Below are 24,985 nucleotides of genomic sequence, written 5' to 3' on the forward strand. Positions count from 1 at the left end.
CAGCGAATCAGCCCGCCGCCATTCCGCACCGCGCCGCGCCCTCGCGTTTTCGTCCTCACCCGGCGGGCTCGGCGCGGTAAATTCCACCGAAATGCATCACAAGTCATTCATCCGATGAAAAAACTACCTCCGTTGCCGGTATGATGCGCACCTTGCGTTCGTAGACGCCCTGTTTCTTTATGCGTTTTGATGCGCGAGAAACCACAAATCCGCACAAAGCCGACGTGAAAGATTTTGTAATATAAGTTCCGTATACTCGTAAGTTCTGATCCAGGCGCCGCCAGCCCGTCTTCGGCCGGCCGCCCACGCAGAACAACAGATACGTCGCCGCCCGGGCACCCGCGCCGCGACCCTATGCACCACCACTGAACACGTTATGTCTTCCCGCCACTCTGGTTCGCCCGGCCGTGCCGAGGCGGTGATCGCCCGTGCCCGGGCGCTGATCCGCAACGAGCGCGTGCTGTCGCCGCTGCTCGCGCTCGGCATCGGCCTGCTGCTGATCGTGGTTTTCCAGCATCTGTCGGAATCCGTCGACTACCGCTCGGTGATCCGCCAGTTGCGTCACATGTCCGTCGGCGAGTGGGGCGCGTCGCTGGCCGCGACGGCCCTCAGCTATCTCGCGCTCGTCGCCCGCGATGCGGTCGGCCTGCGCTATGTCGCGGCCAAGGTGCCGCGCGTCGCGCTGTGGATCGGCGCGATTGCCGGTTCCGCGCTCGGTAACGCGACCGGCTTCGGTGCGCTGACGGGCGGCGCGGTGCGTGCGCGCGTGTACGGTGTATCGGGCGTCACGCCCGCCCAGATCGGCCGGATGACGGTGTTCACGAGCGGCACGCTGGCGCTCGCGATGGTGCTGATGACGGCGGTCGGCATGGTCTGCGTGCCGGAGGCGCTCGCCGCGATGCTGCACGTCGCGCCCGGCGTGCTCACGTGGACGGGCGCCGCGTTGCTCGTCGCGCTCGCCGCGCTGGTCGTGCTGTGCGGCAACACCGCGCGCCCGGTCGTCACGCGCTTCAAATGGCTGTCGTTCGATGTGCCGGCGCGGCGCGACCTCGTCGCGCAGGTCGTCTACGCGGTGCTCGACGTCGTGGCCGCGGGCCTCACGCTGTGGGTGTTGCTGCCGGCAGCGCCAGTCGGCTTCCCGACCTTCATTACCGTTTACGCGGCCGCCTTGCTGCTCGGGATGATCGGCCATACGCCGGGCGGGATCGGCGTGTTCGAAGCGGCGATGGTCTTCACGCTTGGTCGCGAAGTGCCCGCGCACGCGATGGTCGCCGCGTTGATCGCATATCGCGCGATCTACTTCGGCGTGCCGCTCGTGCTGTCGGCCGGCCTGCTGGCCGGTTTCGAGGGCCGCGCGCTGCGGCGCCGGCTCGTGACGCGGCAGGCCGTGCGCGTGTCGCAGCTCGCGCCGGTGTTCCTGAGCCTCGTGACGTTCGCGGTCGGCGGGATGCTGGTGATCTCGAGCGCGACGCCCGCGTTCTGGCACCGGATCGCGATCCTGCGCCACATCGTGCCGCTGTGGGTGCTCGAAGGCTCGCAGGTGATCTGCAGCGTGCTCGGCGTCGCGCTGCTGTTCGTCGCGCGCGGGCTGCTGCGCCGGCTCGACGGCGCCTGGTGGATGACCTTCGCCTTGACGCTCGCGAGCCTCGCGCTGTCGCTGGCCAAGGGCCTCGCGTTCGTCGAGGCCGGCGTGCTCGGCACGCTGCTCGTGCTGCTGCTCGTCAGCCGTCGCCGGTTCAACCGTCATTCTTCGCTGCTCGCCGAGCGCTTCACGGTGAGCTGGTTCGTGTCGGTGGCGATGGTGCTGATGCTGGCCGTGTGGGTGCTGTTCTTCGCGTTCCGCGACGTGCCTTACACGCGCGATCTGTGGTCGCATTTCTCGTTCGATGCGCGTGCGCCGCGAGCGCTGCGCGCGACGCTCGCGTCCGGCGTGTTCGTCGCGCTGTTCGCGCTGTGGCAACTGCTGCGCCCGGCGCCGGGGCGCTTCGTGAAGCCCGCGGAGCAGGACCTGGTCGACGCGGAGCAGATCATCCGCGCGCAGGAATGCAGCGACGCGGGCCTCGCGCTGATGGGCGACAAGTCGTTCCTGTTTTCCGAATCGCGTCGCGCGTTCCTGATGTACGCGAAGAACGGCCGCACGTGGGCCGCGCTGCACGACCCGGTCGGGCCGCGTGAAGAGTGGCCGGCGCTGATCAGCAAGTTCATCGCGCTCGCGCATGCGCACAGCGGCCGCGCGGCGTTCTACCAGGTGCGCGCGAACGCGTTGCCGTTGTATCTCGACGCGGGGCTCACGCTGATGAAGCTCGGCGAGGAAGCGCATATCGCGCTCGACCGGTTCGACCTGAAGGGCTCGAACCGGTCGCACCTGCGCTACGCGCTGCGCCGTGGCGACAAGGATGCGCTGACGGTCGAGGTGATTGCGCCGGACGACGTGCCGGCCGCGCTGCCGTCGCTGCGCGACATCTCCGACGGCTGGCTCGACAGCCGCGATGCGCGCGAGAAGAGCTTCTCGGTGGCCGCGTTCCACGACGGCTATCTCGCGACGCAGTCGGTGATGCTGGTGCGGCAGGCCGACAAGCCGATCGCGTTCGTCACGTTCATGACGACCGACCTCAACACCGAGGCGACGGTCGGCGTGATGCGCCATCTGCCGGAGGCATCGCCGTACGCGATGGAGTACCTGTTTACGCAGCTCGCGCTGCATCTGAAGGAAGCGGGGTTCCGCAAGCTGAGCCTGGGCATCGCGCCGTTCTCGGGGATGGGTGCGGCGAAGATGCCGTCGCCGTTCCACCGGCTCGGCCTGATGGTCTGGCGCTTCGGCGGCCGCTTCTACAACTTCCGCGGCTTGCGCGCTTTCAAGAGCAAGTTCGAACCGCACTGGGAGCCGCGTTATCTCGCGGCCTCGGGCTCGGTCGGCGTGTTCGTCACGCTTGCGGATCTGTCATTGCTGGCTGGAGGTCGGCGTTCATGATGTTGAAGAAGGTAAGCGCGCGGGCGGCAGCCGCCTGCGCGGGAATGATGCTGGCCGGCGCCGCGTGCGCCGCGCAGCCGGCCGCCGTGAAAACCGAAACCGTGTCCGGCGGTCGCTACGGGCCCGTGACCGTGACCAAGCCGAGCGGGCCGCTGCGCGGATTCGTCGTGCTGTTCTCGCGTGAGGCCGGCTGGCATGCCGCCGATCAGCAGGCGGCCGACGCGCTCGCGACAGCCGGTGCGATGACGGTCGGCGTCGATTCCGGGCGTTACGCGGCGAATCTCGCCGCGAAGCAGGAGGCCTGCCATCACCTCGACGGCGACGCCGAGGCGGTCAGCCATCAGCTCGAACGTCTCGCGCAGTCGTCGCGCTATTTCACGCCGATCGTCGCGGGCGTGGGCCAGGGCGGCGCGATCGCGAAGCAGATCCTGTCGATGGCGCCGGAGAACACGATCGCCGGCGTCGTCGCGGTCGGTCCGGCCGCGAAGCTCGATCCGCGCTTCAAGCCGTGCCAGCCCGATCCGACGATCGTGCGCCGCGCGATGCCGGGTTTCGTCGAAACGGCTGCCGCGGGCGACACCGCGAAGCTCGTGTCGCTCGTCTCGTCGCACCTGCGCGACACCAGCAGCAGCGACGAACTCGACGTGTCGGACCTGCCGCTCGTCGAGCTGCCGGCCAAGGGCGGCAGCGGCCGGCTCGCGATCGTGATCTCGGGCGACGGCGGCTGGCGCGATCTCGACAAGACGATCGCCGAGGCGTTGCAGCGCGACGGCGTGTCGGTGGTCGGCATCGACAGCCTGCGTTATTTCTGGAGCGAGAAGCCGCCCGCACAGGTGAGCCGCGATCTTGCCCGCGTGATGCGCACCTACATGGCGCGCTGGCATGCGAGCCGCGTGGCGCTGGTCGGCTACTCGTTCGGCGCCGACGTGATGCCGTTCGCGTACAACCGGCTGCCGGCCGACCTGCGCGACAAGGTCGCGGTGATGTCGCTGCTCGGCTTCGCGCCGTCGGCCGATTTCCAGATCCGCGTGACGGGCTGGCTCGGCATGCCCGCGAGCGACAACGCGCTGAAGGTCGCGCCGGAAATCGCGAAGGTGCCGCCGTCGCTCGTGCAGTGCTTCTATGGCGCGGAAGAGACGGACACGATGTGCCCGGCGCTCGCGAACACGGGCGCCGACGTGGTCAAGACGCAGGGCGATCACCACTTCGGCCGCGATTACATCGCGCTCGAGAAGAAGATCCTCGGCGCGTTCGGCAAGCCGGTGGCGGCGCGCTGAACGCCGGCGGCGCCCGCGTGACGGCGGGCGCCGGCCGGTTTGCTTTCGGTTCATCGGACGGGCGGCCAGCGAGCCGCCCGTTTCATTTTCCTGTCTGCGCTGCCGCGTCCTGCGGCGGCATGGTCGTTCTCGCATCGCGCTGATAGAAGCCCGGAAACCGGTCGAGCTGCCGCCGTGCGGCCGCGAGATCGGTGTCGTCGCCGAGCACCGCGCTCGAAAACCCCGTGCGTTCCATCAGCAGCAACTGGTCGACCAGTACGTCGCCGGTCGCGCGCAGGTCGCCGGCGAAGCCGTAGCGCTTGCGCAGCAGGTAGGCCTGGCTGTATGCGCGGCCGTCGGTGAACGACGGAAACTGCAGGTCGATGCGCTCGGCGTGCGCGATGCGTGCGGCGAGCGGCGGCAGTTCCTCGTCGTTGCCGATCGTCAGCGTCGTCGCGGCGTGCTGCTGCGTGTCGTCTGCATGCTCGGCCGGCGTCAGCAGCCGGATGCGCGCGGTTGCGTTCGCGGTCTCGTGCTTCATGCGGGTTCTTCCTGATGACGCGCGGCGTTCGCGGCGGCCTTGAACGGTTCCGTGCCGATGCGGCGCACCGTGTCGATGAATCGTTCGCTGCGGCCGTTCGCGTCGATGCGCGCGTCGAGATACGCGTTGACGATCGCGTCGACGACATCGACGATTTCGTCCGCCGAAAACGACGGGCCGATCACCTTGCCCGGCCGCGCGGGGCCGCTCGCGGTCGAGCCGTCCGACCCGCCGAGCGTGACCTGGTACCACTCCGCGCCGTCCTTGTCGACGCCGAGGATGCCGAGGTGGCCGCTGTGATGATGGCCGCACGAGTTGATGCAGCCGCTGATGTGCAGGTCGATGTCGCCGACGTCGTGCAGCCGGTCGAGATCGTCGAAACGCTCGGCGAGCGCGTCGGCGACCGGAATCGAGCGGGCGTTCGCGAGCGCGCAGAAATCGCCGCCCGGGCACGCGATCATGTCGGTCAGCAGCCCGACGTTCGCGCTCGCGAGCCCGATCGCGCGTGCGTTTTCCCACAGCGGGAACAGGTCGTCGACGTGTACCCACGGCAGCACGACGTTCTGCGTGTGCGTGACGCGCGCCTCGCCGGCCGAGAAGCGGTCGGCGAGATCGGCGAGCGCGTCGAGCTGGTCCGGCGACGCGTCGCCGGGCGCCTGCAGGCGGCGCTTGAACGACAGCGTGACGATGCGCAGCGCCGGGTCGCGATGATCGGCGACATTGCGGGCGAGCCAGCGCGCGAACGCCGGATGACGGCTCGCCTGCGCGGAGACGCGCGCGTTCGCGTCGGCGAGGTCGAGCGTGCGCGGCTTCAACCGCGGCGGGACGAACGACGCGGCGACGCGATCGAATTCGGCCTGCGGGATCGTATGCGGGCCGCCGTCGAGGACGACGATCTGGCGGAATTCTTCCTCGACGTCGTCGATGTAGCGTTGCCCCTCGGTCTTCACGAGGATCTTGATCCGCGCCTTGTACTTGTTGTCGCGCCGCCCGTAGCGGTTGTACACGCGGACGATCGCCTCGATGTAGTTCATCACGTGCTGCCACGGCAGGAACGCGCGCAGCAGCGTCGCGATCATCGGCGTGCGGCCCATCCCGCCGCCGACGCTCACGCGAAAGCCGAGCGCGCCCGCGTCGTCGCGCACGAGCTTCAGCCCGACGTCGTGCCAGTCGGTCGCCGCGCGGTCTTCGGTCGCACCGGTGATCGCGATCTTGAACTTGCGCGGCAGGAACGCGAATTCGGGGTGCAGCGTCGTCCACTGGCGCATCACTTCGGCGAACGGGCGCGGATCGGCGATCTCGTCCGGCGCGACGCCCGCGCGTTCGTCGCACGAAATGTTGCGGATGCAGTTGCCGCTCGTCTGGATGCCGTGCATGTCGACGGTCGCGAGCAGGTCCATCACGTCGGCCGCCTTCGCAAGCGGAATCCAGTTGAACTGCACGTTGGTGCGCGTCGTGAAGTGCGCGCTGCGGGTCGGCAGGCGCAACGTGCCGAGCAAGGCCTGCGCGTCGCACGCGGCGCGGTAGGCGTCGTCGTCGGGTACGTCGTAGTCGCGCGCGATCCGCGCGAGCACGCGAAGCTGCGCACTCGACAGCTCGCCGTACGGCACCGCGACGCGCAGCATCGGCGCGTGGCGTTGCACGTACCAGCCGTTCTGCAGGCGCAGCGGCCGGAACGCGTCCTCGCCGAGGGTGCCTTGCTGCCAGCGTTCGAGCTGGTCGCGGAACTGGGCGGCGCGGCTGTGCACGAGCGCCCGGTCGAAATCGGTATATCGATACATGACGTGATACGCGAGAGGCGCCGCGGCGAATGGCGCGCGGCGCGGAAGGGCGTTGCGACGGATGTCAGGCAACGGAAGACAGCGTAGGGAACGCGGTGCGGCGGGACAAGCAGCAGATCGGGACGAAAAAGGCGCAGCAGATGGCCGGCGGGGCGCCGGCGCGGGCCGGGCATGCGTGCATGCCCGTGGGCGCGGTCATGCGTCGACGACGAGCGCCGGATCGAGCGCGCGGATGCGCTGGTCGATGAAGTAGCCGCCGCCTTCCTGGTAGCGCAGGAACAGGCGGCCGCACGCACGGCAGCGGCTGACGGTGCAGCGGTTGTACGGGAAATGGCGCAGCGCGATCGGCGCGTCGTCCGACGCATAGCGCGTGCTGGCCGGATGATATTCCGCATAGGTCGGCTCGGCCTCGCCCGGCGGCGCGAGCGTGGCCACTTCGATCAGTTGCGTGTCCGGCAGCGACAGCGGCAGGGTCGTCCAGCCGGCGAGCGAGGTCTTCGTGCACGTGCATGGCTGCGTGACGTGCGCCGCGTCGGCCGTCAGTTTCAGCAGCGCGTCGTGATCGAGGTAAGGCAGTGGGCTCATGGGTAATCGTGAAAGGGCGGCAGGAGCTGCAATGTAACCCGCGAGCCGATCGGCTGCATGGCCGTGACGCAGCCAGCGCGGCGCGCACGTTGCGCGATCAGCCTGCCTTGCGGACCGACGGCTGCGCGACCAGTTCGCCGAGCACGCGGATCGCGCGTTCGATGTCGCGGCTCCATGGATGGCCGAAGTTCACGCGCACGCAGCGCTCGAAGCCGTGCGCGGCAGAAAACAGCGGGCCCGGCGCGAAGCTGATGCCGCGCGCGATCGCCTGGCGATGCAGTTCCATCGCGTCGATCGCGTCGGGAAACGCGAGCCACAGGAAGTACCCGCCTTCGGGCCGCACCCATTCGACACCGGCCGGCAGCCAGCGCCGCAGCGCGTCGTCCATCCGGTCGAGCTGCGCGTGCAGCGCGCCGCGCAGCTTGCGCAGGTGCCGGTCGTAGCCGCCGTGCTCGAGATAGTTCGCGATGCCGGCCTGCGCGGGGATGCTGGCCGACAGCGTCGTCATCAGCTTGAGCCGCTGTACCTTCTCCGCGAACCGGCCGGCGGCGGCCCAGCCGATCCGGTAGCCGGGCGCGAGCGTTTTGGAGAACGAACTGCAGTGCATCACGAGGCCATGACGGTCGAACGCGCGTGCGGGCAGCGGATAGTCCGGGCCGAAATGCAGTTCGCCGTAGACGTCGTCCTCGATCAGCGGCACGTCGCGCGCCGCGAGCAGTTCGACGAGCGCGCGCTTTTTTTCGGCGCTCAGCGTGACGCCGGTCGGGTTCTGGAAATTGGTCATGAACCAGCACGCGCGGATGTCGTGCCGGTCGAGTGCGTTCGCGAGCGCGGCGAGATCGAGGCCGGTGCGCGGATCGACGGGAATCTCGACCGCGCGCAGGTCGAGCCGCTCGATCGCCTGCAGCGCCGCATAGAAGCCCGGCGCTTCGACGGCAACGACGTCGCCGGGCCGCGTCACCGCCATCAGGCACAGGTTCAGCGCTTCGAGTGCGCCGTTCGTGACGACGATTTCGTCGATCGGCTGCGAGATGCCGGTGGCGAGATAGCGCCGCACGATCTGCTGGCGCAGCGCCTCGTTGCCGGGCGGCAGGTCGACGACCGTGCTCCACGGGCTCACGAGCCGCGTGGCCTGCGCGAGCGACTTCGCGAGACGCGGCAGCGGAAACAGCTGCGGCGCGGGGAACGCGGACCCGAGCGGCACGATGCCGGGCTGCGTGGCCGCATCGAGGACGGAGAACACGAGGCTGCTGATGTCGACCTTGCGCGTGGCGCCGGCGCGGCTCGTACGGCGTTTCGTCGCCGGGCTCGTGGCCGGGCTCGTGGCCGGCTGCGCGCCCGGCGCGACGTAGTAGCCCGAGCGTTCGCGCGCGCGGATCAGCCCCCACTGTTCGAGCAGGTAATACGCGCGAAACACCGTCGACTGGCTCACGCCATGTTGCGCGATGATCTGCCGCAGCGACGGCAGGCGCGTGCCGACGGCGAGGTTGCCGTTGCGGATGTCGTCGGCGATCGTATGGGCGAGGGTTTCGTAGCGTTTCATCGGCGTGGGCGGGGTGCTTCGCCGCCGCACGCGCGCCGCAGCGGCGCCGCGCCGGCGGGCGCGGCTCATTGTCCGATGCGCGGCCCGAAAAGGAAAGCGCGGGTGTGTCGGCCGCGCCGTCCCGCTGCGTCAGGCCGCGTTCGGCTCGACATTCCGCCCGCTGCTGCCGCGCGGCAGCGGCGGCAACGGCTCGACCTTGCCGACGATGAACAGGTACGACAGCGCACCGACCACGCACAGCGCGCCGGCCACCGCGAGCGGCACCACGAACGAGCCTTTCGTGATCGACAGCATCACGCCGGTGAAGGTCGTGATGAAGATGCCCGCGAGATTGCCCGCGAAGTTCTGGATGCCGCCGAGCGATGCGACGTGCGCGGGCGTCGGCGCGACTTCGCCGACGAGCGTCCACACGTTGGCGCCGGCGAACGACAGGCTGGCATACGCGAGCGCGAACAGGCCGAGGCAGGCCCACACGTTTTCGACGAACGCGGACAGCGCGATCGACGACGACAGCAGCATGCCGAGCACGAGGCAGGTCTTGCGCGCGGCGGTGGCGCTCCAGCCGCGGCGGAACAGGCTGTCGGACACGTAGCCGCCGAGCCAGCCGCCGGGAATCGCGAGCAGCGCGGGCAGCATGCCCCACGTGCCGAGCGACGCGAGCGAGAAGCCGCGCGACTGCAACAGGTAGCTCGGGAACCACGTGATGAAGAAGTAGATCGCGAAGTTCAGGCAGAACAGCCCGATCATCATCCCCCACACGGTGCGGTAGCGGAACAGGTCGAGCCACGACACCTTCGGGCCGTCGGTTGCGGCCGCAACCGTCGAGGCGCCGCGTTGCGCGAGCAGCGCATCGACGGCGTCCGGCGCGATCGCGCGATAGCGTTCCGGGTCGCGATAGACGAACCACCACGCCAGTGCCCACACGATGCCGATGCCGCCCGTGATCACGAACGACCCGCGCCAGCCGACGATCGAGATCAGCCACGCGACGAGCGGCAGCGACAGCGCGGAGCCGACGCGCGAGCCGCTGTCGAAGATGCTGCTGGCCACGCCGCGCTCGCTGCGCGGAAACCAGTTGAACGCGACCTTCGCGAACGACGGGATCGCGGCCGCTTCGCCGACGCCGAGCATCAACCGCACGCCGACGAGTTGCGCGAGGCCGCGCGCGGCGCCCGTCGCGACGGTGAACACCGACCACCAGCCGACGGCCAGCGCGAGGCTCACGCGCACGCCGACCTTGTCGATGAACCAGCCGGCCGGTAATTGGAGGAACGCATAGGTCCAGAAGAACGCGCTCAGCACGAGCCCCATGCCGACCGCGTCGAGGCCGAGGTCGGCACGGATGCTGGGCGCCGCGATCGCGAGGTTCGCGCGATCGATGAAGTTGATGACGTTGGCCAGGAAGCACATCAGGATCATGGCCCATCGGATGCGTGGCATGGGGTGTCTCCGCGCGGAATGTCGTGGCGGGCGACCGGCGATCCGCTGCGCCGGCCGCCTCGAAGGGCGAATTACCGCGACGCTTGCGGTGCGTGGTCGAACTTCGCCAGCGCTTCCCACAGGCCGTTCAGGTAGACGGCGCCGAGCGCGCGGTCGTAGAGGCCATAGCCGGGCTTGCCCGTCTCGCCCCAGATCATCCGGCCGTGGTCGGGACGCACGTAGCCGGTGAAGCCGGTGTCGTGGTACGCCTTCACGATCGCGGCGATGTCGAGCGAGCCGCAGCTTGACAGGTGCGCGGTTTCCTCGAAATCGCCGTTCGCGTCGACCTTCACGTTGCGGATGTGCGCGAAATGAATGCGGCCCATCGCGCCGAACTCGCGCACGAGCGCTTCGACATCGTTCTCGGGGCCTGCGCCGAGCGAGCCCGAGCACAGCGTCAGCCCGTTCGCGGGCGAGTCGACGATGCGCACGATCCGTGCGAGATCGTCGCGGTTCTTCACGATGCGCGGCAGCCCGAAGATCGGGCGCGGCGGATCGTCGGGATGGATCGCCATCTTCACGCCGGCTTCCTCGGCGACCGGAATGATCGCCTTCAGGAAGTATTCGAGGTTGGCCCACAGCGCGTTTTCGTCGACGTCGCGGTAATCGGCGAGCAGCGCCTGCAACTGTTCGGGCCGGTAGCTCGAATCCCAGCCGGGCAGCGCGATGCCGTCGTTCGGATCGATCCGGTCGACCGCGTCGGTGGTGAACGCGAGGCAGGTCGAGCCGTCGTCGAGCGTCTTCGACAGCTCGGTGCGCGTCCAATCGAACACGGGCATGAAGTTGTAGCAGACGACGCGGATGCCGGCCGCGCCGAGATGGCGGATCGTCTGCCGGTAGTGGTCGATCAGGCGGTCGCGGCCCGGCTTGCCGAGCTTGATGTCCTCGTGCACGGGCACTGATTCGACGACGTCGAACTGCAGGCCGGCGCGTTCGATCGTCGCCTTCAGCGCGTCGATCTTGTGCACGGGCCAGACTTCGCCCACCGGTTCGTCGTAGATCGCGGACACGATGTGCGTGACGCCGGGAATCTGGCGGATGTATTGCAGCGAGACCGGATCGGACTCGCCGTACCAACGGAAAGACATCTTCACTGGAGCGGCTCCTGGCTGGCGGTTCATGCGTCGGACGATCGGGCGGCGGCGTGCCGGCCCGTCGTCGGTGTGCGAATTATGATTGGTATGCCAGTTGCGCGGGATAGTGGTTTACCAGTTGTCCGGCTGGACGACGGTCAACGTGATATCCGAGGAAACGGCCGGTAAGGCGGGCCGGCAGGCCGAACCGGCTGCGAACCAAATTGGTGTACCATTTTGACGATCCGGCGCCGCAGCGGCGCCGGCCAGCCTGTTGCGAGCCTTTCGATGACCGATTTTTCCAGCCTGCCCGCCAGCCGCGACACCGATGCCGCGGACCGCTCCTATATCGGCCTTGCGCGGCAGATTCACGCGATGGTGGCCGCCGGCGCGTTCGAGGCCGGCGCACGGCTGCCGTCGGAGCGCAGCTTGGCCGACCAGTTCGGCGTGAGCCGCACGCAGGTGCGCGAGGCAATCATCGCGCTCGAGGTGCAGGGGATCGTCGAGGTGCGGATCGGCTCGGGCATCTACGTGTCGGCGGCCGATGCCGCGCGGCCGGTGACGTTCGACGTGCCGCGCGGGCCGGGGCCGATCGAGACGCTGCGCGCGCGCGGGCTGATCGAGGCGGAAGTCGCGGCGCTCGCGGCGACCGAACGCAAGGATGCCGATCTCGACCGCCTGTTTTTCTCGCTGACGACGATGCGCGAGCAGATGAACGACAAGGCCGCATACGACGCGGCCGATCGCCAGTTCCACCTGCGAATCGCGGAATCGACCGGCAATACGGTGCTGCTGCACATGGTCACCGCGATGTGGGACTGCGCGCGCAGCGATCCGCTGTGGGACAAGATCGAGGAGCACTTTCACTCGGCCGCGCTGCGCGAGGCGTCGCAGGAAGATCACCAGCGGATCTTCACGGCGATCATGGCGCGCGACGCAGGCGGTGCGCGCGACGCGATGCGTGCCCACCTGTCGCGCGTGATCGCTGAATTCACGCAGGCCTGGCGCTGACGGTCGGATTCGCGTATTGGCGTATTCGCGGCCCCATTTAATTGCGTCGCATTCAGCCGTGAGGCGGTGAACATGCGCGATGTGCGGCTTGTGCCAATTGCGTGACCCTGCGTTTTATGGTCTCGTTGCGGGATATCGCATCGACTCGAAAAAGGACAGTCGAATGCAGCCGGGCGATTCACACGGGGTCCGATTGATCAGGGGAATCGGCGTACGTACGTGCGCCCGCGGCGCCGTGCGCACGCTGCTTGTCGTATTGACGCTGGGCTTGCTTGCGCCCGCTCTGCCGGCCTTCGCCGTCTCTCCCGAAACCATCAACGACAACGTGCTGCGCGTGCTGGCCTGGCCCGGTTACGCGGACAGCGATATCGTCAGCGCATTCGAGGCGCAGTTTCATGTGCGCGTCGAGGTGACGCTGGTCGATTCCGACGAAGCGCTGTGGACGCGCATGCACAGCGCTTCGCCGCCGCCGTACGACGTGCTGGCCGCGAACACGGCCGAGATCCAGCGCTATGCGCATGAACACCTGCTCGCGCCGATCGACCTGTCGCGCATCCCGAGCCGGCGGCGGCAATTACCGAATTTCCAGCAGCTCGCGACGATCGGCGGCCTCGTGCAGGACGGCGCGTCCTACGCGATCCCGTTCACGTATTCGTCGATGGGGCTGATCTACGACCGCAAGCAGGTGCCGGCCGCGCCGCGCTCGATGCGCGAGTTGTGGAATCCGCGCTATCGAGGCAAGGTGCTCGACTTCAACAGCGCGCAGCACAATTTCTCGTTCACGGCGCTGGCGCTCGGCTATCCCGATCCGTTCCGCCTGTCGCCCGCGCAGACGCTTGCCGTGGCCCGCAAGCTGATCGACCTGCGCCGCAACCTGCTGACGTACTACACGCTTCCTGAAGAAGCGACCGCGCTGTTCGTCCAGCATCGCGCGGCGCTGATGTTCGGCAACTACGGCACGCAGCAGGTCGAGCAGTTGCGTCGCGCCGGCGCGGACGTCGGCTACGTGATCCCGGACGAAGGCGCGCTCGCGTGGCTCGATTGCTGGGCCGTCACGCGCGGCGCGCTCCGTCCCGAGCTTGCGTTTGCATGGATCAACTACATGCTCGAACCGGCGATCGGCGCGCTGCTGACCGAGCGTCAGGGGCTCGCGAACACGCTCGAGCGGCCGCGCGGCCTGGATACCGGTCACCAGCATCTCGTGTGGCTTCGGCCCGTGGAGGACATCGCGCGCCGCGAGTCGCTGTGGAGCCGCATCGTGTCGGGCGATCGGCCGGAGCAGTTCGGAAAATGATCCGGCTTGGGCTCACGTCGAAGCTGTCGGTGCTGTTCGCGTGCATCGGCGTGATCGCGTCCGGCACGACCGGCTACTACGCGTATCGCGCCAACCGCGCGATGCTCGTGCAGGAAGCGCAGCACAGTCTGCTGATGTCGACGCAACTGCTCGGGCAGCGCTTCACGACCGCGCTCGCCGACGTTGCCGACGATGCGCTCGTGCTCGCGCAGTTGCCGTCGTCCGCGTCCGTCGCGGGCGCCGACCATCCGGACAACACACGACGCATGCGGCTCGAGCAGGTGTTTTACAGCTTCATGAGAAATCACGCGGAATACCTGCAGATCCGCCTGATCGCGAGCGGGCATTTCGGGATCGAACGCATTCGCCTCGATCGCGATGCGCGCGGCATCGTCGTGCTGCCCGAAAGCGCGTTTCAGGAGAAAGGGCAGTTCTCCTACGTATTCGATACGCTCGCGACGGCGCCCGGCCATATCTACCTGTCGCCGATCGCGATCAATCACGAGACGGGAGCGCATGCGGCGCAAGGGCTGCCGATCCTGCGCGTGGGGACGCCGGTGGTCGACGCATCAGGCCAGACGGTCGGCGCGCTCGTCGTCGACGTTGAACTCTCTCGGGTGTTCGACCGGCTCGAACGCGATCTGCCGGACGACTATGCGGTCTATCTCGCGAACGAGTGGGGCGATTTTCTCGTGCATCCCGATCCGGAGCAGACGTTCGGCTTCGATCGCGGCCGGCGTGTGCTGATGCAGGACCGCTTTGCCGCCACGCGCGCGCTGTTCGACAGCGGGCGCACGAACGTGACGCTCAATGGCCTCGAGCAGCCCGACGAGGCGCCGGGACAGATGTTCGCGTTCGTGCGCACGCCGTTCGGGCACGACGAGGGCAACCGCTTCGTCGTGCTCGGGATGGCCCGCCCGCTGGCGGACGTGCTTGCGCCGGCCGGCATGCTGGGTGAACGGATCGTCAGGATGGTGTTCGTATCGAGCGTGCTGGCGGCGATTCTCGCGATCCTGTTCGCGCGTGCGATCACGCGGCCGCTGCAGACGCTCGCGCGCGCCGCGACGCACGTGTTCGACGATCCGGCCGCCGAACGGCTGCCCGTCGCGCGGGCCGACGAGATCGGCGTGCTCGCGCGCTGTTTCGACAGCATGCGCGTCGAGATTCGCACGCAGATGGCAATGCTGCGCGCGAAGCAACTGGAGCTGACGCACCTCGCTGGTCACGACCCGCTGACCGGCCTGCCGAACCGCCTGCTGTTCATGGAACATCTCGATGCCGCGATCCGGCATGCGGCCGCGGTGCGCGAGGGGCTGGCGGTGATGTTCGTCGATCTCGACCGCTTCAAGCAGATCAACGACCAGCACGGGCACTCGGCCGGCGACCGCACGCTCGTCGCGGTCGCGAAGCGGTTGAGCCAGGTGCTGCGCAGCGGCGACATGGTGGCGCGGCTCGGCGGTGACGAATTCATCGTGCTGATTTCGGACGTGCGTTCACCGGCGGTGATCGGCGATGTCGCGTCGCGCATCCAGATCGTGATGGCCGAGGAACTGGAGTTCGACGAAGGGCGCATGGCCGTCGGCGCGAGCATCGGCGTCAGCGAGTTTCCGGCGGATGGCGCGTCGGCCGAGGAATTGCTCGTCAAGGCCGACGCGGCGATGTACGCGGCGAAGGCGTCCGCGCAGTGCGTGTGCGTGCGCTATCAGGACCTGGTCCGCGGCGGCGTGCCTGACGAGACTGGCCGCATCGCGTCGGGCGGCAACCGCTGACGGCCGGCCGGAACGCGACGAGCCCGTCGCGGGACGGGCTCGTCGGATAGGCGGGCTGCGCGTGCGGCGTGCGCAGCGAACGGCTTAGTGGCCGAAGTAGACCGAGTCGCGCGGGGTCTGTGCGCGAACGACCGGTGCGCCGCCTTCGACGGTCGCGGCCGGCTGCGAGCCGAGGCCGCTGTTGTCCATGCCGTGCACGCGGGCTTGCGCGGCCTCGATGTCGGCCGGGTAGTGCGGGCTCGCCTGGCTGGGCTTGTAGCCGACGTTCTCGAGCTGGACCAGTTCGTTGCGCACCTGGGCGCGGGTCACGGTGCTTTGCGCGAATGCGCCGAACGAGGCGGACAGGGCGACGGCGGCGACGACTGCGGAAACGAGCGATTTCATGATGACCTCCGATGTTTATTGGCTTTCCGCGTTCGACACCATGTCGTCTGCGGTTGATTACATCGTAGGCGCCGGTTCACCTAGGGTAAACGTGACTTTGAGTGAAAGATCGTTGCGCTGGAGGTAATAATTTCGAGACAAACCTGTTCTGCCCCCATGCTGTATTGCGGGGATTGCAGGCAATGGCGGGAGAGTGAGTGGGGGCGGGATGTCGCGCACGGGCACGCGCCTGGCGGCAACGGGCGGATGAAGATCGCGCGCGGCGAAACTTGGGGCTGCCGGGGAGCCGGATCAGACCCCGTCGTCGTCGATTTCCTTGCGCTCGCGGCGTTCCTCGTTGCCGCGACGCGCGCGCAGGCGCTGGCGCGACAGGACGGCGATCACCTGCTGGGTCGGCGCGCCGGACGGCAGCTCGTTGCGGATGCGATCGGGGACCATCGGCAGGCCCGCGCGCTGCCGGCGCAGCGCCTTGGCGATTGCCTGGCGGCATTCGTCGCCGTGGCAATCCCATTCATCGCGGATTCTCGGGCAATAACGGCATTGTTCCATCCGAATAGTCTAACGCGTCTTCGGGAATTGAGCAGGGCGTGGTGTCGGACGTATTAAAGGCGCCGGGCGGCAGAGGCGACCGACGGCTCGGGGTACAGGCGATGGCCGACTGAATCGGACTGCGAATCAAGTCAACCGGAGCCGTTCACCGACACTACAGTTTCCCGTCCTTCTCCATACGGATGCCTTGCGCGCGGACGGGGCCGGCGCGCGTCATCGGAGCGACCAGATACCCCAGATCGCGATCAACAGGCCAAGGCCCAGGCCGCAGCCCAGCAACACATAGGTTTCCATTTCGTGCCTCTGAAAACATGGCAACGCTGACGTCGACATCGGCGTACGTACAGCAAAGCCGGTCGCGTATCGTCCGTGCTGTCGGTCGGGGCGATACGCCGGGTCTGCGAATACTACGCGTTGCAGCTTTCAGAACGCATGCGTGATCGGCCGCATGCAGCATGCCGGCGGTTCGATCGTGCAGCGTACCTGAGCGTTGCGCGGGGCATTCGGCGCGCACGTGACGAGGTACGCAGGTCGGCTGCATGACCGTCGCGTCGGTTCAATATAATTCAAGAAGATGAGTCGCTTCTTGCGCGGCATACATACCCCGAACAAGGAAACCCGATGACGCTTGCCCAGTTGCAGGCCCTGGCTGCCGTGGTCGAACTCGGCTCGCTGACGGCCGCGGCAGACCGGCTCAGCCGCAGTCAATCCGCGATCAGCCACGCGCTGACGGAGCTGGAGGACATCACGCAGGTCAAGCTGCTCTGGCGCGACCGGCAGCCGGTCGTCCTGACGGCGGCCGGCGAGCGCCTGTGGCCGTATGTCCAGAGCGTGGTGCGGGAAGCGCAGATGCTGCGCCAGCAGTTCAGCCTGTCGCGCGGCAAGCTCGAAGGGAAGCTGGTGGTCGCGTCGCTGCCGAGCGTGTCGCTGGCGTTCGTCGTTCCCGCGCTCGAGGCATTGAAGGAGATGCACCCGGGCGTATCGGCGGTGCTGCTCGAAGGCACGGACAGCGAAGTCGAAGGGTGGATCGACGACGGGACGGCCGACGTCGGCGTGGTGGCCGGCACGAAGACGTTCGCGCACAACCTGCCGCTGCTCGACGAGGATTTCGTCGCGGTGGCGGCCGACGACATGTTCGCCGGCCGCAAGAGCGTGTCGGCCAGGCAGTTGGCCGCGGCGCCGTTCATTTTCTCGAAGGCGGGATGCGGGCCGGTGATCGCGGACTACTTCGCGCGCGGCGGGGCGCCGCTTCGGGCCGCATTCAACGTGGTCGAGATGCGCACGATCCTGTCGATGGCGGAGGCCGGCATGGGCGTATCGATCGTGCCGCGCATCACGCTCACGTACACGCCGTTCGGCGGCCGCGTGCTGGAATTGTCGCCGCGGCTGCATCGCTCCGTGCGATTGGCGTGGAACACCGCAGGCAATGCGGTCACCGACGCCTTCGTGCGGCTCGTCGACGCGCAGCGTGCGAAGGCGGAAAAGGCGTCCGGACGCGCGCGAAAAAGGGCAGGTAGCGAGCGGCGCGCACGATGAACGGCGCTCATGGGCGACTTGCAGTTTATTCATGCCTATGAGCGCCGGGATGCACTACATTGTTCGGACCTCGTGATCGTTGCCCTGAAGGAGCGTGCCGTGCCCACCTTGCCCACCCTGTTTGCGTTCGGACTCGTGTCGCTCGGCATGGTGCTGACGCCCGGACCGAACATGATCTATCTGGTTTCGCGCTCGATCTGCCAGGGCCGCCGCGCCGGGCTGGTATCGCTCGGCGGTGTCGCGCTGGGGTTCGTGTTCTACATGGTGTGCGCGGCAGTCGGCATCACCGCGCTGGTGATGACCGTGCCGTATGCGTACGATGCGCTGCGCTTGGCCGGCGCGCTGTATCTGGCGTACCTGGCGTGGCAGGCGCTGAAGCCGGGCGGGCGCTCCGCGTTCCAGGTCCGGCAGTTGCCGCACGATAGCCGCGTCAGGCTGTTCGCGATGGGCTTCGTCACGAACCTCGCGAACCCGAAGATCGCGGTGATGTATCTGTCGTTGCTGCCGCAGTTCATCGTGCCGGGGCACGGCAGCGTGCTCGCGCAATCGCTGGCGCTCGGCTGCGTGCAGATCGCGGTGAGCGTCAGCGTCAATGCGCTGATTGCCTGTGCGGCCGGTTCGATCGCGGGCTTTCTCGCGGGGCGGCCGTTCTGGGCGGCGGTTCAGCGCTGGTTGATGGGGACGGTGCTGGCCGGGCTGGCCGTGCGGATCGCGCTGGAGTCGAAAAGTTAGCGCGCGGTGGTCGCGGTTCGCGGCGTGGCCGGCCGCGATCCGGCCTTCCGTCGACGGCACCGGCCATCGTCACCCGTGGCAATTGCCCTCGGCCTCCTTGCCGATCGGCACGGGCGTGGCCTTGTCACGGCGGCTGCGCGTCGCGAGCCAGCACAGGATCGAGCCGCCGCACACCATCGACGCGCCTTGCCAGAATTCGGCCGACAGCGGCGCATGCAGCAGCGTGGCGGCGAAGGCGGCGGCGAGCACCGGCGTGAAGTACGATGCGCCGACGATGACCGTCACGTTGCCGTGCATGATGCCGGTGTTCCAGGCCGCATAGCCGAACCCCAGCGCCGATGCCGCCAGCACGAGATACAGGACCGCGTGAAAACTGAACGTCATGCCGCCGCCGCCTTCGATCGCGAACTTGATCCAGAGCACCGCGGCGACCAGCATGAAGAACGGCGTGACGCCGTTCTTGCCGTTGGCGATGCGCGCGGTCACCGTGCAATAGGCGGTCCAGATCAGCGCGCCGAAGAACGCCAGGCCGTAGCTGAGCGGATTGTCCTCGACGTTGCGCAGCATGCCGGCCGGATCGAGCCCCTGGTCGCCGCCGAGCACCCAGCAGATGCCGAGCATCGACAGCAGGACGCCGGGCACGACCAGCAGGTTCGCGCGCTGCTTGTTGAACACGATGGCGGCGATGAGTGTGAGGCTCGGCCACAGATAGTTGACCATCGCGACTTCGATCGCTTGCTGACCATTGCTCGCATAGCCGATCGACAGCGCCAGGCACAGTTCGTACGACACGAACAGCAGCCCGCCCCACAGCAGATAGTTTTTCGGGAATCGGCTCAGGTCGGGGAAGCCGATCGAAAACAGCAGAAGCACGGACGCCACCGTATAGATCATCGCCGCGCCGCCGGTCGCGCCGAGGCTTTCGCTGACCCCGCGCACGAGCGCGACCACCGAGGCCCATAACAGCACCGCGCCGAGCCCGACGAGCGTTGCCTTGTTCTTGCGTTTCATGCTTGCTGCCTGTTTCAACATGCCCATTCGATTTCGGATGATTCGGGTCGGCTCGCACGTGCCGTCATCGCGAGCCACGATACGAAGCGAAGATTTCGCCGGAAACGCGCATTTTACGGGGGCGCGGCCGTTGCCGCGATGCAGCCGGACTGGCATGTACGATCGATTCGGTCGCGCGAGACGATCACGCGTCGTCGATACGCCACGGTGCGCCGATTCCCGACAGCGCGTGCCCGATCGCGTCGAGCATCGCCTGCCGCGTCGGGTCGAGCGTGGTGACAAGGAGGAAACCGCCTTCTTCGATCGATAGATCGATCAGCGGCCAGCCGCCGGCCGCGTCGCGAATTTCAAGCCGCCGTTCGTGTGGATCGACGTCGATGTCGCCATGCGCTTGCCGCAGGACATTCGCGATGGCGTCGAATGCGTCGGCCGAAGGGGGCGTGTGAATGCGGTATTCGAAACTCATCTGCATGGGGCGGTGTGCGAAGCGGGCAGTCTAACGCGCGCCGCGCCTCCCGTCCGTCGACGGTAACGCATCAGGCGCCCACCGCAGCGGGCGCCTGATGCATCGATCACCGCTCGTGCCGCTTCTTGCTCAGCTCGATCGTCTCGAACAGTTCGTACTGCGCGGTCGGGTGCTGATCGGCGCCCGGCGCGTGGTAGTAGCGCATCGTGATCGTCGTGTGGCCGCCCGGCTTGCCCGGATCGTGGTCGAACACCGCGATCCCGTAGCCGGTGCCCGTATCGCGGCGCGCGGACCAGATCGCGTCCTCGAGCGCATCGGCCGGCTGGCGCACGAACGTGTTCGGCGCGGTGCCCGGTACCGGCCGGTTCGGCTTGGTGAACACCTTCGCCTGCGCAAAGCCGGTCGACGGGTTTTCGCCGTACACGTCGAGCGGCGCGCTGGTGCCGCCGCCGCCGAGGATCAGGTGGATCGTGCCGTGGCTCGTGTCGAACCTGGTGCGGTCCGGGTCGTTCGAGCCCACTGGACGCGGCTGCAGCGTCTCGACCACTTCGCCGGTTTTCGCATCGACGCCCGCGCGGTGATTGCAGCCGCGCACCGGGTAGCTGCGCTCGTAGTCGTGATCGTGGCCGCACAGCACGAGATCGACGCCGTAACGGTCGAACAGCGGCAGCCACGCTTCGCGAATGCCCTTGTCGGACCCGTTGCCCGTCTTCGACGAACTCAGCGCGTCCTGGTGCATCTGCACGACGATCCAGTCGATGTCGTCGTCATGCGCGGCATGACGCAGCGTGCGTTCGAGCCAGCGCGTCTGCTCGCCGTTGCTGTAGCCGCGGACATAGAACGACGTGCCGGGCTCGATCGGCGGCCGGCCGGTGCTCGCGGCCGGCACGAGCGGCGCAGGGCCGCCGACGAACGCGGCGGCATCCTGGTACACGACGTCGTCGGCGTCGAGCGACACGAACAGCACGGAGCTCACGCGGAAGCTGTACCAGCGGCCCGGGAAATGCGTGCCGTTCTCCGGCAGCGTATAGCGTGCAAGGTACGAGTCGAGCCCCTGCGGTCCGTTGTTGAATTCGATCTCGTGATTGCCGGGGCACGGCATCCACGGGCGATTCGCGGCCGACGTCTGGTTGTTGTTGCCGAAATCGCGCCACACCTCCGGCTGGTGCGCGGGGTTCAGGTTCGCGTAGCAGAGGTCGCCGTTCAGCAGGTGAAAGAGCGGCTGGAACTGCTCGACGGCCTGCACCGCGAAGCGACTCTGCGGCGACGACAGCACCCACGCGCCGTTCGGCGTCGCGAGATCGCCGTAGCTCGTGAAACGAAACGGCGCCCGGCCGCGCGGGGCGGTCGAGAAATTCGCGGAGAACGGCTGCGCGGCATTGCTGTCGTTGTCGGCGGTGATCTCGTAGCGGTAGCGCGTATCCGGCTTCAGCCCGTGCACGCGCGCGTGGTACGCGAACACGGTTTCGCCGTTCAGGCCGTCGGTGTACAGGCGCTGGACGCCGTGCACGGTGCGCGCTGGCTCGCCGTCGGCGACGATGCGCGCGCGCGGATTGACGGCCGGGGCGAGCGATGCCCACGAGATCACGACTTCGGACCTCGGGTCGTTGCCCCACGTCAGGTGAACCTGCTCGGGCGTGCCGTCCGGATTCGACGCGGCGGCACGTGCGGCCGCGAGCCCGCCGGCGGCGGTGGCGAGGCCGGAGACGCCGGCGAGTTTCAGGAAGCCGCGACGCGACACGGAGGCGGCCGGCTCGTTCGGCTGGTCAGGGAGAGTGTCCTGGTTCGACATGGTCGGTGTTTTCGTTGATGGGGCGCGAGATGCGGAACCGCGCGGCCATGCGCGAGCATGGCCGGGGCATGGGCCGGAAACGAGCGGGATCCCGGTCGCATGCATTGTCGAAGGGCAGTTTTGCCGCGTTGTGACAGTCCCGCAACCCCGTGTGCGCGGCGGCCGATACGTACGATCGCGTGTCGCGCGCCTCCGGCCTGCTCCGACGCAGGGTAGGTCCACCGAAAATTTATTTGCCGACGCCGCGACGGATTGCTCCCGCGGGCTCCGTTTAACGCATGAACGATCGCTTCCGGTCGATGCCCGTTATTTCGGAGTCTTTCATGAAACTTTCTGTTCCATTGCGATTGGCCGCCGGCTGCATGGCTGCGCTCGCGACGTCGGCCATATTCGCGCAGGCCGTCATCGTCGCGCCATACGCGCCGCCGCCGCCGCGCGTCGAAGTGATGCCGGCGCCCCGTGCGGGTTACGTATGGGATCAGGGGCACTGGCACTGGCGGCAGGGCCGCTACGTATGGATTCCGGGCCACTGGCAGATCGTGCGCGTCGGTTACCACTGGGTGCCCGGACACTGGGCCGCGCGCGGCCCGGCCTGGCGCTGGGTGCCGGGCCACTGGGCCTGACGTATACGCCGGCGCGCGGCTCGCGGTGCCGGCGCAGCGGATTTTTCACGCAACATCATGAGTCGAAGCGATGCCTTTTCGAACCATCGTGATACTGGCGGTCGCAGCCATCGTGCTGGCCGGCTGCGTCGTGGTGCCGGCCCGTCCGGTGTATTACCGGCCCGCGCCGGTCGTCGTATATTGAGCGCGCCGGCCGACGGTCGCGCGGCCGGCCGACAGGATCGACATGCGGCGCGAACCGGATGTCGATGAAACCGACACGGCCGACGCCGTGTGCGATGCCGGGCGCGACGCGCGCGGCGATGCCGAACCGTCGGAACCGTCGGCGTGGCGCCGTCCGGCGATGGCCCGACGCATGCAAGGAGAGCACGACGATGAGCTTCAGCCGGGCGGCGGGTCCCTCTGCCGTGACAGTGCGGCGCTCGCGCGCCGCGCGACGGAGCAGGCGGCGTTGAACGATCGCGGCGACCGCGATCCGGACGCGGAACTCGTCGCGCGCGTCGGCGCGCGCGATGCGTCGGCGGTACGCGTGCTCGTCGCGCGCAAGCTGCCGCGGCTGCTCGCATTGGCAACGCGCATGCTCGGCGACCGGAACGAAGCCGAGGACGTCGCGCAGGAGACGTTCTTGCGAATCTGGAACCAGGCGCCGCGCTGGCGCGAAGGCGAAGCCCGCTTCGACACGTGGCTGCATCGCGTCGTGCTGAACCTGTGCTACGACCGGTTGCGCGGGCGGCGCGAGGAGCCCGTCGACACGCTGCCCGACGTGCCCGACACGCAACCGGAGCCGGCCGCGCATGCGGAGCTGCGTTCGCGCGACGCGCGCGTGCGGCAGGCGCTGGCCGCGTTGCCGCCGAGGCAGCGGGAAGCGCTGGTGCTCCAGTACTATCAGGAAATGTCGAATGTGGAAGCGGCCAACCTGATGGGCATCACCGTCGATGCGCTGGAAAGCCTGCTCGCCCGTGCGCGGCGGAACCTGCGCGCGCAACTGGCCGGCGACCCACCTAGCGAGGACAAGCGATGACACCCGAACGATTTCGTACCATCGTCGCCGCGTACGGCTCGGACGCGCGACGCTGGCCGGCCGGCGAGCGCGCGGCCGCCGAGGCGTGGGCGCACGCGAACCCGCGCGAAGCGCTGCTGGCGCTCGACGATGCGGCCGACCTCGATGCGTGGCTCGCATGCGACACGGTCGCGCCGCCCGCGCCCGCGCTCGTCGAGCGCATCGTCGCGACGGCGCCCGCGCCGCAGCGCGCACGCCGGCGCGGCGCCGTATGGTGGTCGGGCGCGGCGTTCGCGGGCGTCGGCCTGGCCGGCGCGCTCGCGGGGGCGGTGGCCGTGTCGATGCTGATGCTCGGCAGTGCGCCGCCGGCGCAGCACGAGCCGGGCTATCTGACGACGACGTTCGGCGGTCCGAGCGTGGACGGGAGTGACGAATGACCGGACGCGGCTGGAAATTCACGCTGGTCGGCTCGGTCGTGCTGAACGTGTTCATGCTCGGCGCGATTGGGGGCGGCGCCTATCAATGGTTCTCGACCCACCGTGACCTGCCTGCGGCCGGCACCTCCGCATCGCGCACCGCGTTGCGTTTCGCGGCGGATGAATTGCCCGATGCGCGGCAGCGCGAGTTCGCCGCCGCGCTGAAGGCGGCGCGCAAGAGCAGCCGCGATTTCGCGCGGGAAGGGCGCGACGGTCGGATCACCGTGCTCGACCTGCTCGCCGCGCCGCAACTCGATCGTGCGGCGATCGATGCGGCGCTCGACCGCACGCGCGCGGCCGACACCGCGATGCGGGCGCAGGTCGAGCGCAGCGTCGTCGATTTCGCGGCGACGCTGACGCCCGACGAGCGCGCGAAGTTCGTCGACGGGTTGCAGCATAGCGGCAACTGGCGTTTGCCGCCGAGGCTGCAGAAGAAGCCGGACGCGCCGGCGAGTCAGTAAACATCGGGCGGGGCGATACGCGGTCGCTCGACTGGGTATTTCCGAGTGGCCGCTTCTGGCCGAACCGAGACAACGCCGCATCATGCTCGCGGCGCGCGCGAGGCCGTGACGCCCGCACTGTGGCGGTATTCAGTGGGCCACATCGTGCGAATCTCGATGTGCAACGTAGCCTGTTCGCAGATGATTTCGGACGCGGCCAACCGGACACCCTATCGCATGGAGCGAGCAAAATTGCGAGTACCCTCCGTCACCGAGCGCCCAGCAACGAACTCCGCGTCAGCGGCCGGTGATGTTGACGGCCACGATTTCGTATCCGGGGTCGGCGTTCTCGTTCGCCGCTTTTTTCGCTTCCTCATACGACAGAAAGGACATGGCGTCTTCAATCACCGGTGCAATGCCGATGTCGCCATCTTCACCGGTGCAGAGGAACTGCTCACCGGTTTTCACGACATAGATGGTCGTCATGCCTCCCTCCATGGAATGCATGGGGAATTTCCAGTCTAGCTTCCACGATTTCGTATGCAACCCCGGCAGTCGAATCGAGCCGCCGTCAAGCCTGCGACGAACGTCAGGCAATTGCCGAGTAAACCGGATTGGCGAATCCCGCTCTCGACAATTCGTCATCCTCCGTGATCGCAGTTAGGCCGAAGGT

At 68.1% G+C, this 24,985-nt stretch carries 23 protein-coding genes; 11 read left to right on the top strand and 12 right to left on the bottom strand.

Features of this window, described 5'->3' with window-relative positions; genetic code table 11:
• Positions 1-376 precede the first annotated feature (376 nt).
• The gene (gene mprF, locus HWX03_RS19730; RefSeq protein ID WP_175872354.1) at positions 377-2,971 is read left to right on the top strand and encodes a bifunctional lysylphosphatidylglycerol flippase/synthetase MprF; all 2,595 of its coding nucleotides are present in this window, start codon (positions 377-379) and stop codon (positions 2,969-2,971) included.
• The gene (locus HWX03_RS19735; RefSeq protein ID WP_175872355.1) at positions 2,968-4,248 is read left to right on the top strand and encodes a virulence factor family protein; all 1,281 of its coding nucleotides are present in this window, start codon (positions 2,968-2,970) and stop codon (positions 4,246-4,248) included. Before mprF ends, HWX03_RS19735 begins: the two co-directional genes overlap by 4 nt.
• Before the next feature lie 82 nt (positions 4,249-4,330).
• Here the strand turns inward: HWX03_RS19735 and HWX03_RS19740 are convergent, their stop codons facing one another.
• From HWX03_RS19740 to uxuA, 6 genes are all read right to left on the bottom strand, one after another.
• Complete coding sequence (locus HWX03_RS19740) at positions 4,331-4,768, bottom strand: DUF934 domain-containing protein (protein ID WP_175872356.1); 438 nt, start codon at positions 4,766-4,768, stop codon at positions 4,331-4,333.
• Positions 4,765-6,549: a nitrite/sulfite reductase gene (locus HWX03_RS19745; protein WP_175872357.1), complete on the bottom strand. Its 1,785-nt coding sequence runs from the start codon at positions 6,547-6,549 to the stop codon at positions 4,765-4,767. The genes HWX03_RS19740 and HWX03_RS19745 overlap by 4 nt, the downstream gene beginning before the upstream one ends.
• 195 nt (positions 6,550-6,744) lie before the next feature.
• A complete protein-coding gene (locus HWX03_RS19750; protein WP_175872358.1) occupies positions 6,745-7,134 on the bottom strand; it encodes a hypothetical protein in 390 nt (129 codons plus the stop codon).
• Positions 7,135-7,231: 97 nt separating this feature from the next.
• Entirely contained in the window at positions 7,232-8,677 is a 1,446-nt protein-coding gene (locus HWX03_RS19755; RefSeq protein WP_175872359.1) for a PLP-dependent aminotransferase family protein, read from the bottom strand.
• 129 nt (positions 8,678-8,806) lie between these two features.
• Entirely contained in the window at positions 8,807-10,117 is a 1,311-nt protein-coding gene (locus HWX03_RS19760; protein WP_175872360.1) for an MFS transporter, read from the bottom strand.
• A gap of 71 nt (positions 10,118-10,188) precedes the next feature.
• Positions 10,189-11,250, bottom strand: coding sequence for a mannonate dehydratase (uxuA, locus tag HWX03_RS19765; RefSeq protein WP_175872361.1), 1,062 nt, complete (start codon positions 11,248-11,250; stop codon positions 10,189-10,191).
• Positions 11,251-11,517: 267 nt separating this feature from the next.
• Here uxuA and HWX03_RS19770 point away from each other — a divergent pair, with 267 nt between their 5' ends.
• The 3 genes from HWX03_RS19770 to HWX03_RS19780 all read left to right on the top strand — a co-directional run bounded on the left by HWX03_RS19770 (position 11,518) and on the right by HWX03_RS19780 (position 15,303).
• The gene (locus HWX03_RS19770; RefSeq protein ID WP_175872362.1) at positions 11,518-12,240 is read left to right on the top strand and encodes a FadR/GntR family transcriptional regulator; all 723 of its coding nucleotides are present in this window, start codon (positions 11,518-11,520) and stop codon (positions 12,238-12,240) included.
• A 163-nt stretch (positions 12,241-12,403) separates the two neighbouring features.
• Positions 12,404-13,534: an extracellular solute-binding protein gene (locus HWX03_RS19775; protein ID WP_175872363.1), complete on the top strand. Its 1,131-nt coding sequence runs from the start codon at positions 12,404-12,406 to the stop codon at positions 13,532-13,534.
• Entirely contained in the window at positions 13,531-15,303 is a 1,773-nt protein-coding gene (locus tag HWX03_RS19780) for a GGDEF domain-containing protein (protein WP_175872364.1), read from the top strand. The genes HWX03_RS19775 and HWX03_RS19780 overlap by 4 nt, the downstream gene beginning before the upstream one ends.
• A gap of 84 nt (positions 15,304-15,387) precedes the next feature.
• Here the strand turns inward: HWX03_RS19780 and HWX03_RS19785 are convergent, their stop codons facing one another.
• Positions 15,388-15,687, bottom strand: coding sequence for a DUF4148 domain-containing protein (locus tag HWX03_RS19785; RefSeq protein ID WP_175823913.1), 300 nt, complete (start codon positions 15,685-15,687; stop codon positions 15,388-15,390).
• Positions 15,688-15,978: 291 nt separating this feature from the next.
• Positions 15,979-16,236 (bottom strand): hypothetical protein, encoded by a 258-nt coding sequence (locus HWX03_RS19790; protein WP_175823912.1) that lies wholly within the window; start codon positions 16,234-16,236, stop codon positions 15,979-15,981.
• Between the two features lie 621 nt (positions 16,237-16,857).
• On the opposite strand from HWX03_RS19790, the gene HWX03_RS19795 reads away from it, so the two are divergent.
• Both HWX03_RS19795 and HWX03_RS19800 read left to right on the top strand, forming a co-directional pair.
• A complete protein-coding gene (locus HWX03_RS19795) occupies positions 16,858-17,772 on the top strand; it encodes a LysR family transcriptional regulator (RefSeq protein ID WP_175872365.1) in 915 nt (304 codons plus the stop codon).
• Between the two features lie 99 nt (positions 17,773-17,871).
• Positions 17,872-18,504, top strand: a complete 633-nt coding sequence (locus HWX03_RS19800; protein WP_175872366.1) for a LysE family translocator — start codon at positions 17,872-17,874, stop codon at positions 18,502-18,504.
• A 69-nt stretch (positions 18,505-18,573) separates the two neighbouring features.
• On the opposite strand, the gene yddG is transcribed toward HWX03_RS19800, so the two are convergent.
• The 3 genes from yddG to HWX03_RS19815 all read right to left on the bottom strand — a co-directional run bounded on the left by yddG (position 18,574) and on the right by HWX03_RS19815 (position 21,773).
• On the bottom strand, positions 18,574-19,515 hold the full coding sequence (gene yddG / locus HWX03_RS19805) for an aromatic amino acid DMT transporter YddG (RefSeq protein WP_175872367.1): 942 nt from the start codon (positions 19,513-19,515) through the stop codon (positions 18,574-18,576).
• Between the two features lie 184 nt (positions 19,516-19,699).
• A complete protein-coding gene (locus HWX03_RS19810) occupies positions 19,700-19,987 on the bottom strand; it encodes a hypothetical protein (RefSeq protein WP_175872368.1) in 288 nt (95 codons plus the stop codon).
• 100 nt (positions 19,988-20,087) lie between these two features.
• The gene (locus HWX03_RS19815; RefSeq protein ID WP_175872369.1) at positions 20,088-21,773 is read right to left on the bottom strand and encodes a metallophosphoesterase family protein; all 1,686 of its coding nucleotides are present in this window, start codon (positions 21,771-21,773) and stop codon (positions 20,088-20,090) included.
• A gap of 323 nt (positions 21,774-22,096) precedes the next feature.
• Here HWX03_RS19815 and HWX03_RS19820 point away from each other — a divergent pair, with 323 nt between their 5' ends.
• The 4 genes from HWX03_RS19820 to HWX03_RS19835 all read left to right on the top strand — a co-directional run bounded on the left by HWX03_RS19820 (position 22,097) and on the right by HWX03_RS19835 (position 24,333).
• The gene (locus HWX03_RS19820; RefSeq protein WP_175872370.1) at positions 22,097-22,396 is read left to right on the top strand and encodes a YXWGXW repeat-containing protein; all 300 of its coding nucleotides are present in this window, start codon (positions 22,097-22,099) and stop codon (positions 22,394-22,396) included.
• 226 nt (positions 22,397-22,622) lie between these two features.
• Positions 22,623-23,417, top strand: a complete 795-nt coding sequence (locus tag HWX03_RS19825; RefSeq protein ID WP_175872371.1) for an RNA polymerase sigma factor — start codon at positions 22,623-22,625, stop codon at positions 23,415-23,417.
• Positions 23,414-23,833 (top strand): hypothetical protein, encoded by a 420-nt coding sequence (locus HWX03_RS19830; RefSeq protein WP_175872372.1) that lies wholly within the window; start codon positions 23,414-23,416, stop codon positions 23,831-23,833. The genes HWX03_RS19825 and HWX03_RS19830 overlap by 4 nt, the downstream gene beginning before the upstream one ends.
• Positions 23,830-24,333 carry a periplasmic heavy metal sensor gene (locus HWX03_RS19835; protein WP_175872373.1) on the top strand — a complete coding sequence of 168 codons (504 nt, stop codon included), beginning with the start codon at positions 23,830-23,832 and terminating at the stop codon, positions 24,331-24,333. Before HWX03_RS19830 ends, HWX03_RS19835 begins: the two co-directional genes overlap by 4 nt.
• Before the next feature lie 276 nt (positions 24,334-24,609).
• Here HWX03_RS19835 and HWX03_RS19840 read toward each other — a convergent pair whose 3' ends face one another.
• The gene (locus HWX03_RS19840) at positions 24,610-24,798 is read right to left on the bottom strand and encodes a hypothetical protein (RefSeq protein ID WP_174430876.1); all 189 of its coding nucleotides are present in this window, start codon (positions 24,796-24,798) and stop codon (positions 24,610-24,612) included.
• Between the last annotated feature and the right edge of the window lie 187 nt (positions 24,799-24,985).

Origin of the sequence: Burkholderia sp. BCC0397, assembly GCF_902832865.1 — a bacterium.
Classification (GTDB): Bacteria; Pseudomonadota; Gammaproteobacteria; order Burkholderiales; family Burkholderiaceae; genus Burkholderia.

What these genes read in the sequence shown, in the direction of transcription:
- HWX03_RS19790 (WP_175823912.1), bottom strand. Translation starts at nt 16,236, where the DNA reads ATGGAACAATGCCGTTATTGCCCGAGAATCCGCGATGAATGGGATTGC.
- HWX03_RS19815 (WP_175872369.1), bottom strand. Translation starts at nt 21,773, where the DNA reads ATGTCGAACCAGGACACTCTCCCTGACCAGCCGAACGAGCCGGCCGCC.
- HWX03_RS19835 (WP_175872373.1), top strand. Translation starts at nt 23,830, where the DNA reads ATGACCGGACGCGGCTGGAAATTCACGCTGGTCGGCTCGGTCGTGCTG.
- HWX03_RS19795 (WP_175872365.1), top strand. Translation starts at nt 16,858, where the DNA reads ATGACGCTTGCCCAGTTGCAGGCCCTGGCTGCCGTGGTCGAACTCGGC.
- mprF (WP_175872354.1), top strand. Translation starts at nt 377, where the DNA reads ATGTCTTCCCGCCACTCTGGTTCGCCCGGCCGTGCCGAGGCGGTGATC.
- HWX03_RS19810 (WP_175872368.1), bottom strand. Translation starts at nt 19,987, where the DNA reads ATGCAGATGAGTTTCGAATACCGCATTCACACGCCCCCTTCGGCCGAC.
- HWX03_RS19775 (WP_175872363.1), top strand. Translation starts at nt 12,404, where the DNA reads ATGCAGCCGGGCGATTCACACGGGGTCCGATTGATCAGGGGAATCGGC.
- HWX03_RS19780 (WP_175872364.1), top strand. Translation starts at nt 13,531, where the DNA reads ATGATCCGGCTTGGGCTCACGTCGAAGCTGTCGGTGCTGTTCGCGTGC.
- HWX03_RS19770 (WP_175872362.1), top strand. Translation starts at nt 11,518, where the DNA reads ATGACCGATTTTTCCAGCCTGCCCGCCAGCCGCGACACCGATGCCGCG.
- HWX03_RS19840 (WP_174430876.1), bottom strand. Translation starts at nt 24,798, where the DNA reads ATGACGACCATCTATGTCGTGAAAACCGGTGAGCAGTTCCTCTGCACC.
- HWX03_RS19760 (WP_175872360.1), bottom strand. Translation starts at nt 10,117, where the DNA reads ATGCCACGCATCCGATGGGCCATGATCCTGATGTGCTTCCTGGCCAAC.
- HWX03_RS19735 (WP_175872355.1), top strand. Translation starts at nt 2,968, where the DNA reads ATGATGTTGAAGAAGGTAAGCGCGCGGGCGGCAGCCGCCTGCGCGGGA.
- HWX03_RS19785 (WP_175823913.1), bottom strand. Translation starts at nt 15,687, where the DNA reads ATGAAATCGCTCGTTTCCGCAGTCGTCGCCGCCGTCGCCCTGTCCGCC.
- yddG (WP_175872367.1), bottom strand. Translation starts at nt 19,515, where the DNA reads ATGAAACGCAAGAACAAGGCAACGCTCGTCGGGCTCGGCGCGGTGCTG.
- HWX03_RS19755 (WP_175872359.1), bottom strand. Translation starts at nt 8,677, where the DNA reads ATGAAACGCTACGAAACCCTCGCCCATACGATCGCCGACGACATCCGC.
- HWX03_RS19740 (WP_175872356.1), bottom strand. Translation starts at nt 4,768, where the DNA reads ATGAAGCACGAGACCGCGAACGCAACCGCGCGCATCCGGCTGCTGACG.
- HWX03_RS19825 (WP_175872371.1), top strand. Translation starts at nt 22,623, where the DNA reads ATGCGGCGCGAACCGGATGTCGATGAAACCGACACGGCCGACGCCGTG.
- HWX03_RS19745 (WP_175872357.1), bottom strand. Translation starts at nt 6,549, where the DNA reads ATGTATCGATATACCGATTTCGACCGGGCGCTCGTGCACAGCCGCGCC.
- HWX03_RS19830 (WP_175872372.1), top strand. Translation starts at nt 23,414, where the DNA reads ATGACACCCGAACGATTTCGTACCATCGTCGCCGCGTACGGCTCGGAC.
- HWX03_RS19820 (WP_175872370.1), top strand. Translation starts at nt 22,097, where the DNA reads ATGAAACTTTCTGTTCCATTGCGATTGGCCGCCGGCTGCATGGCTGCG.
- HWX03_RS19750 (WP_175872358.1), bottom strand. Translation starts at nt 7,134, where the DNA reads ATGAGCCCACTGCCTTACCTCGATCACGACGCGCTGCTGAAACTGACG.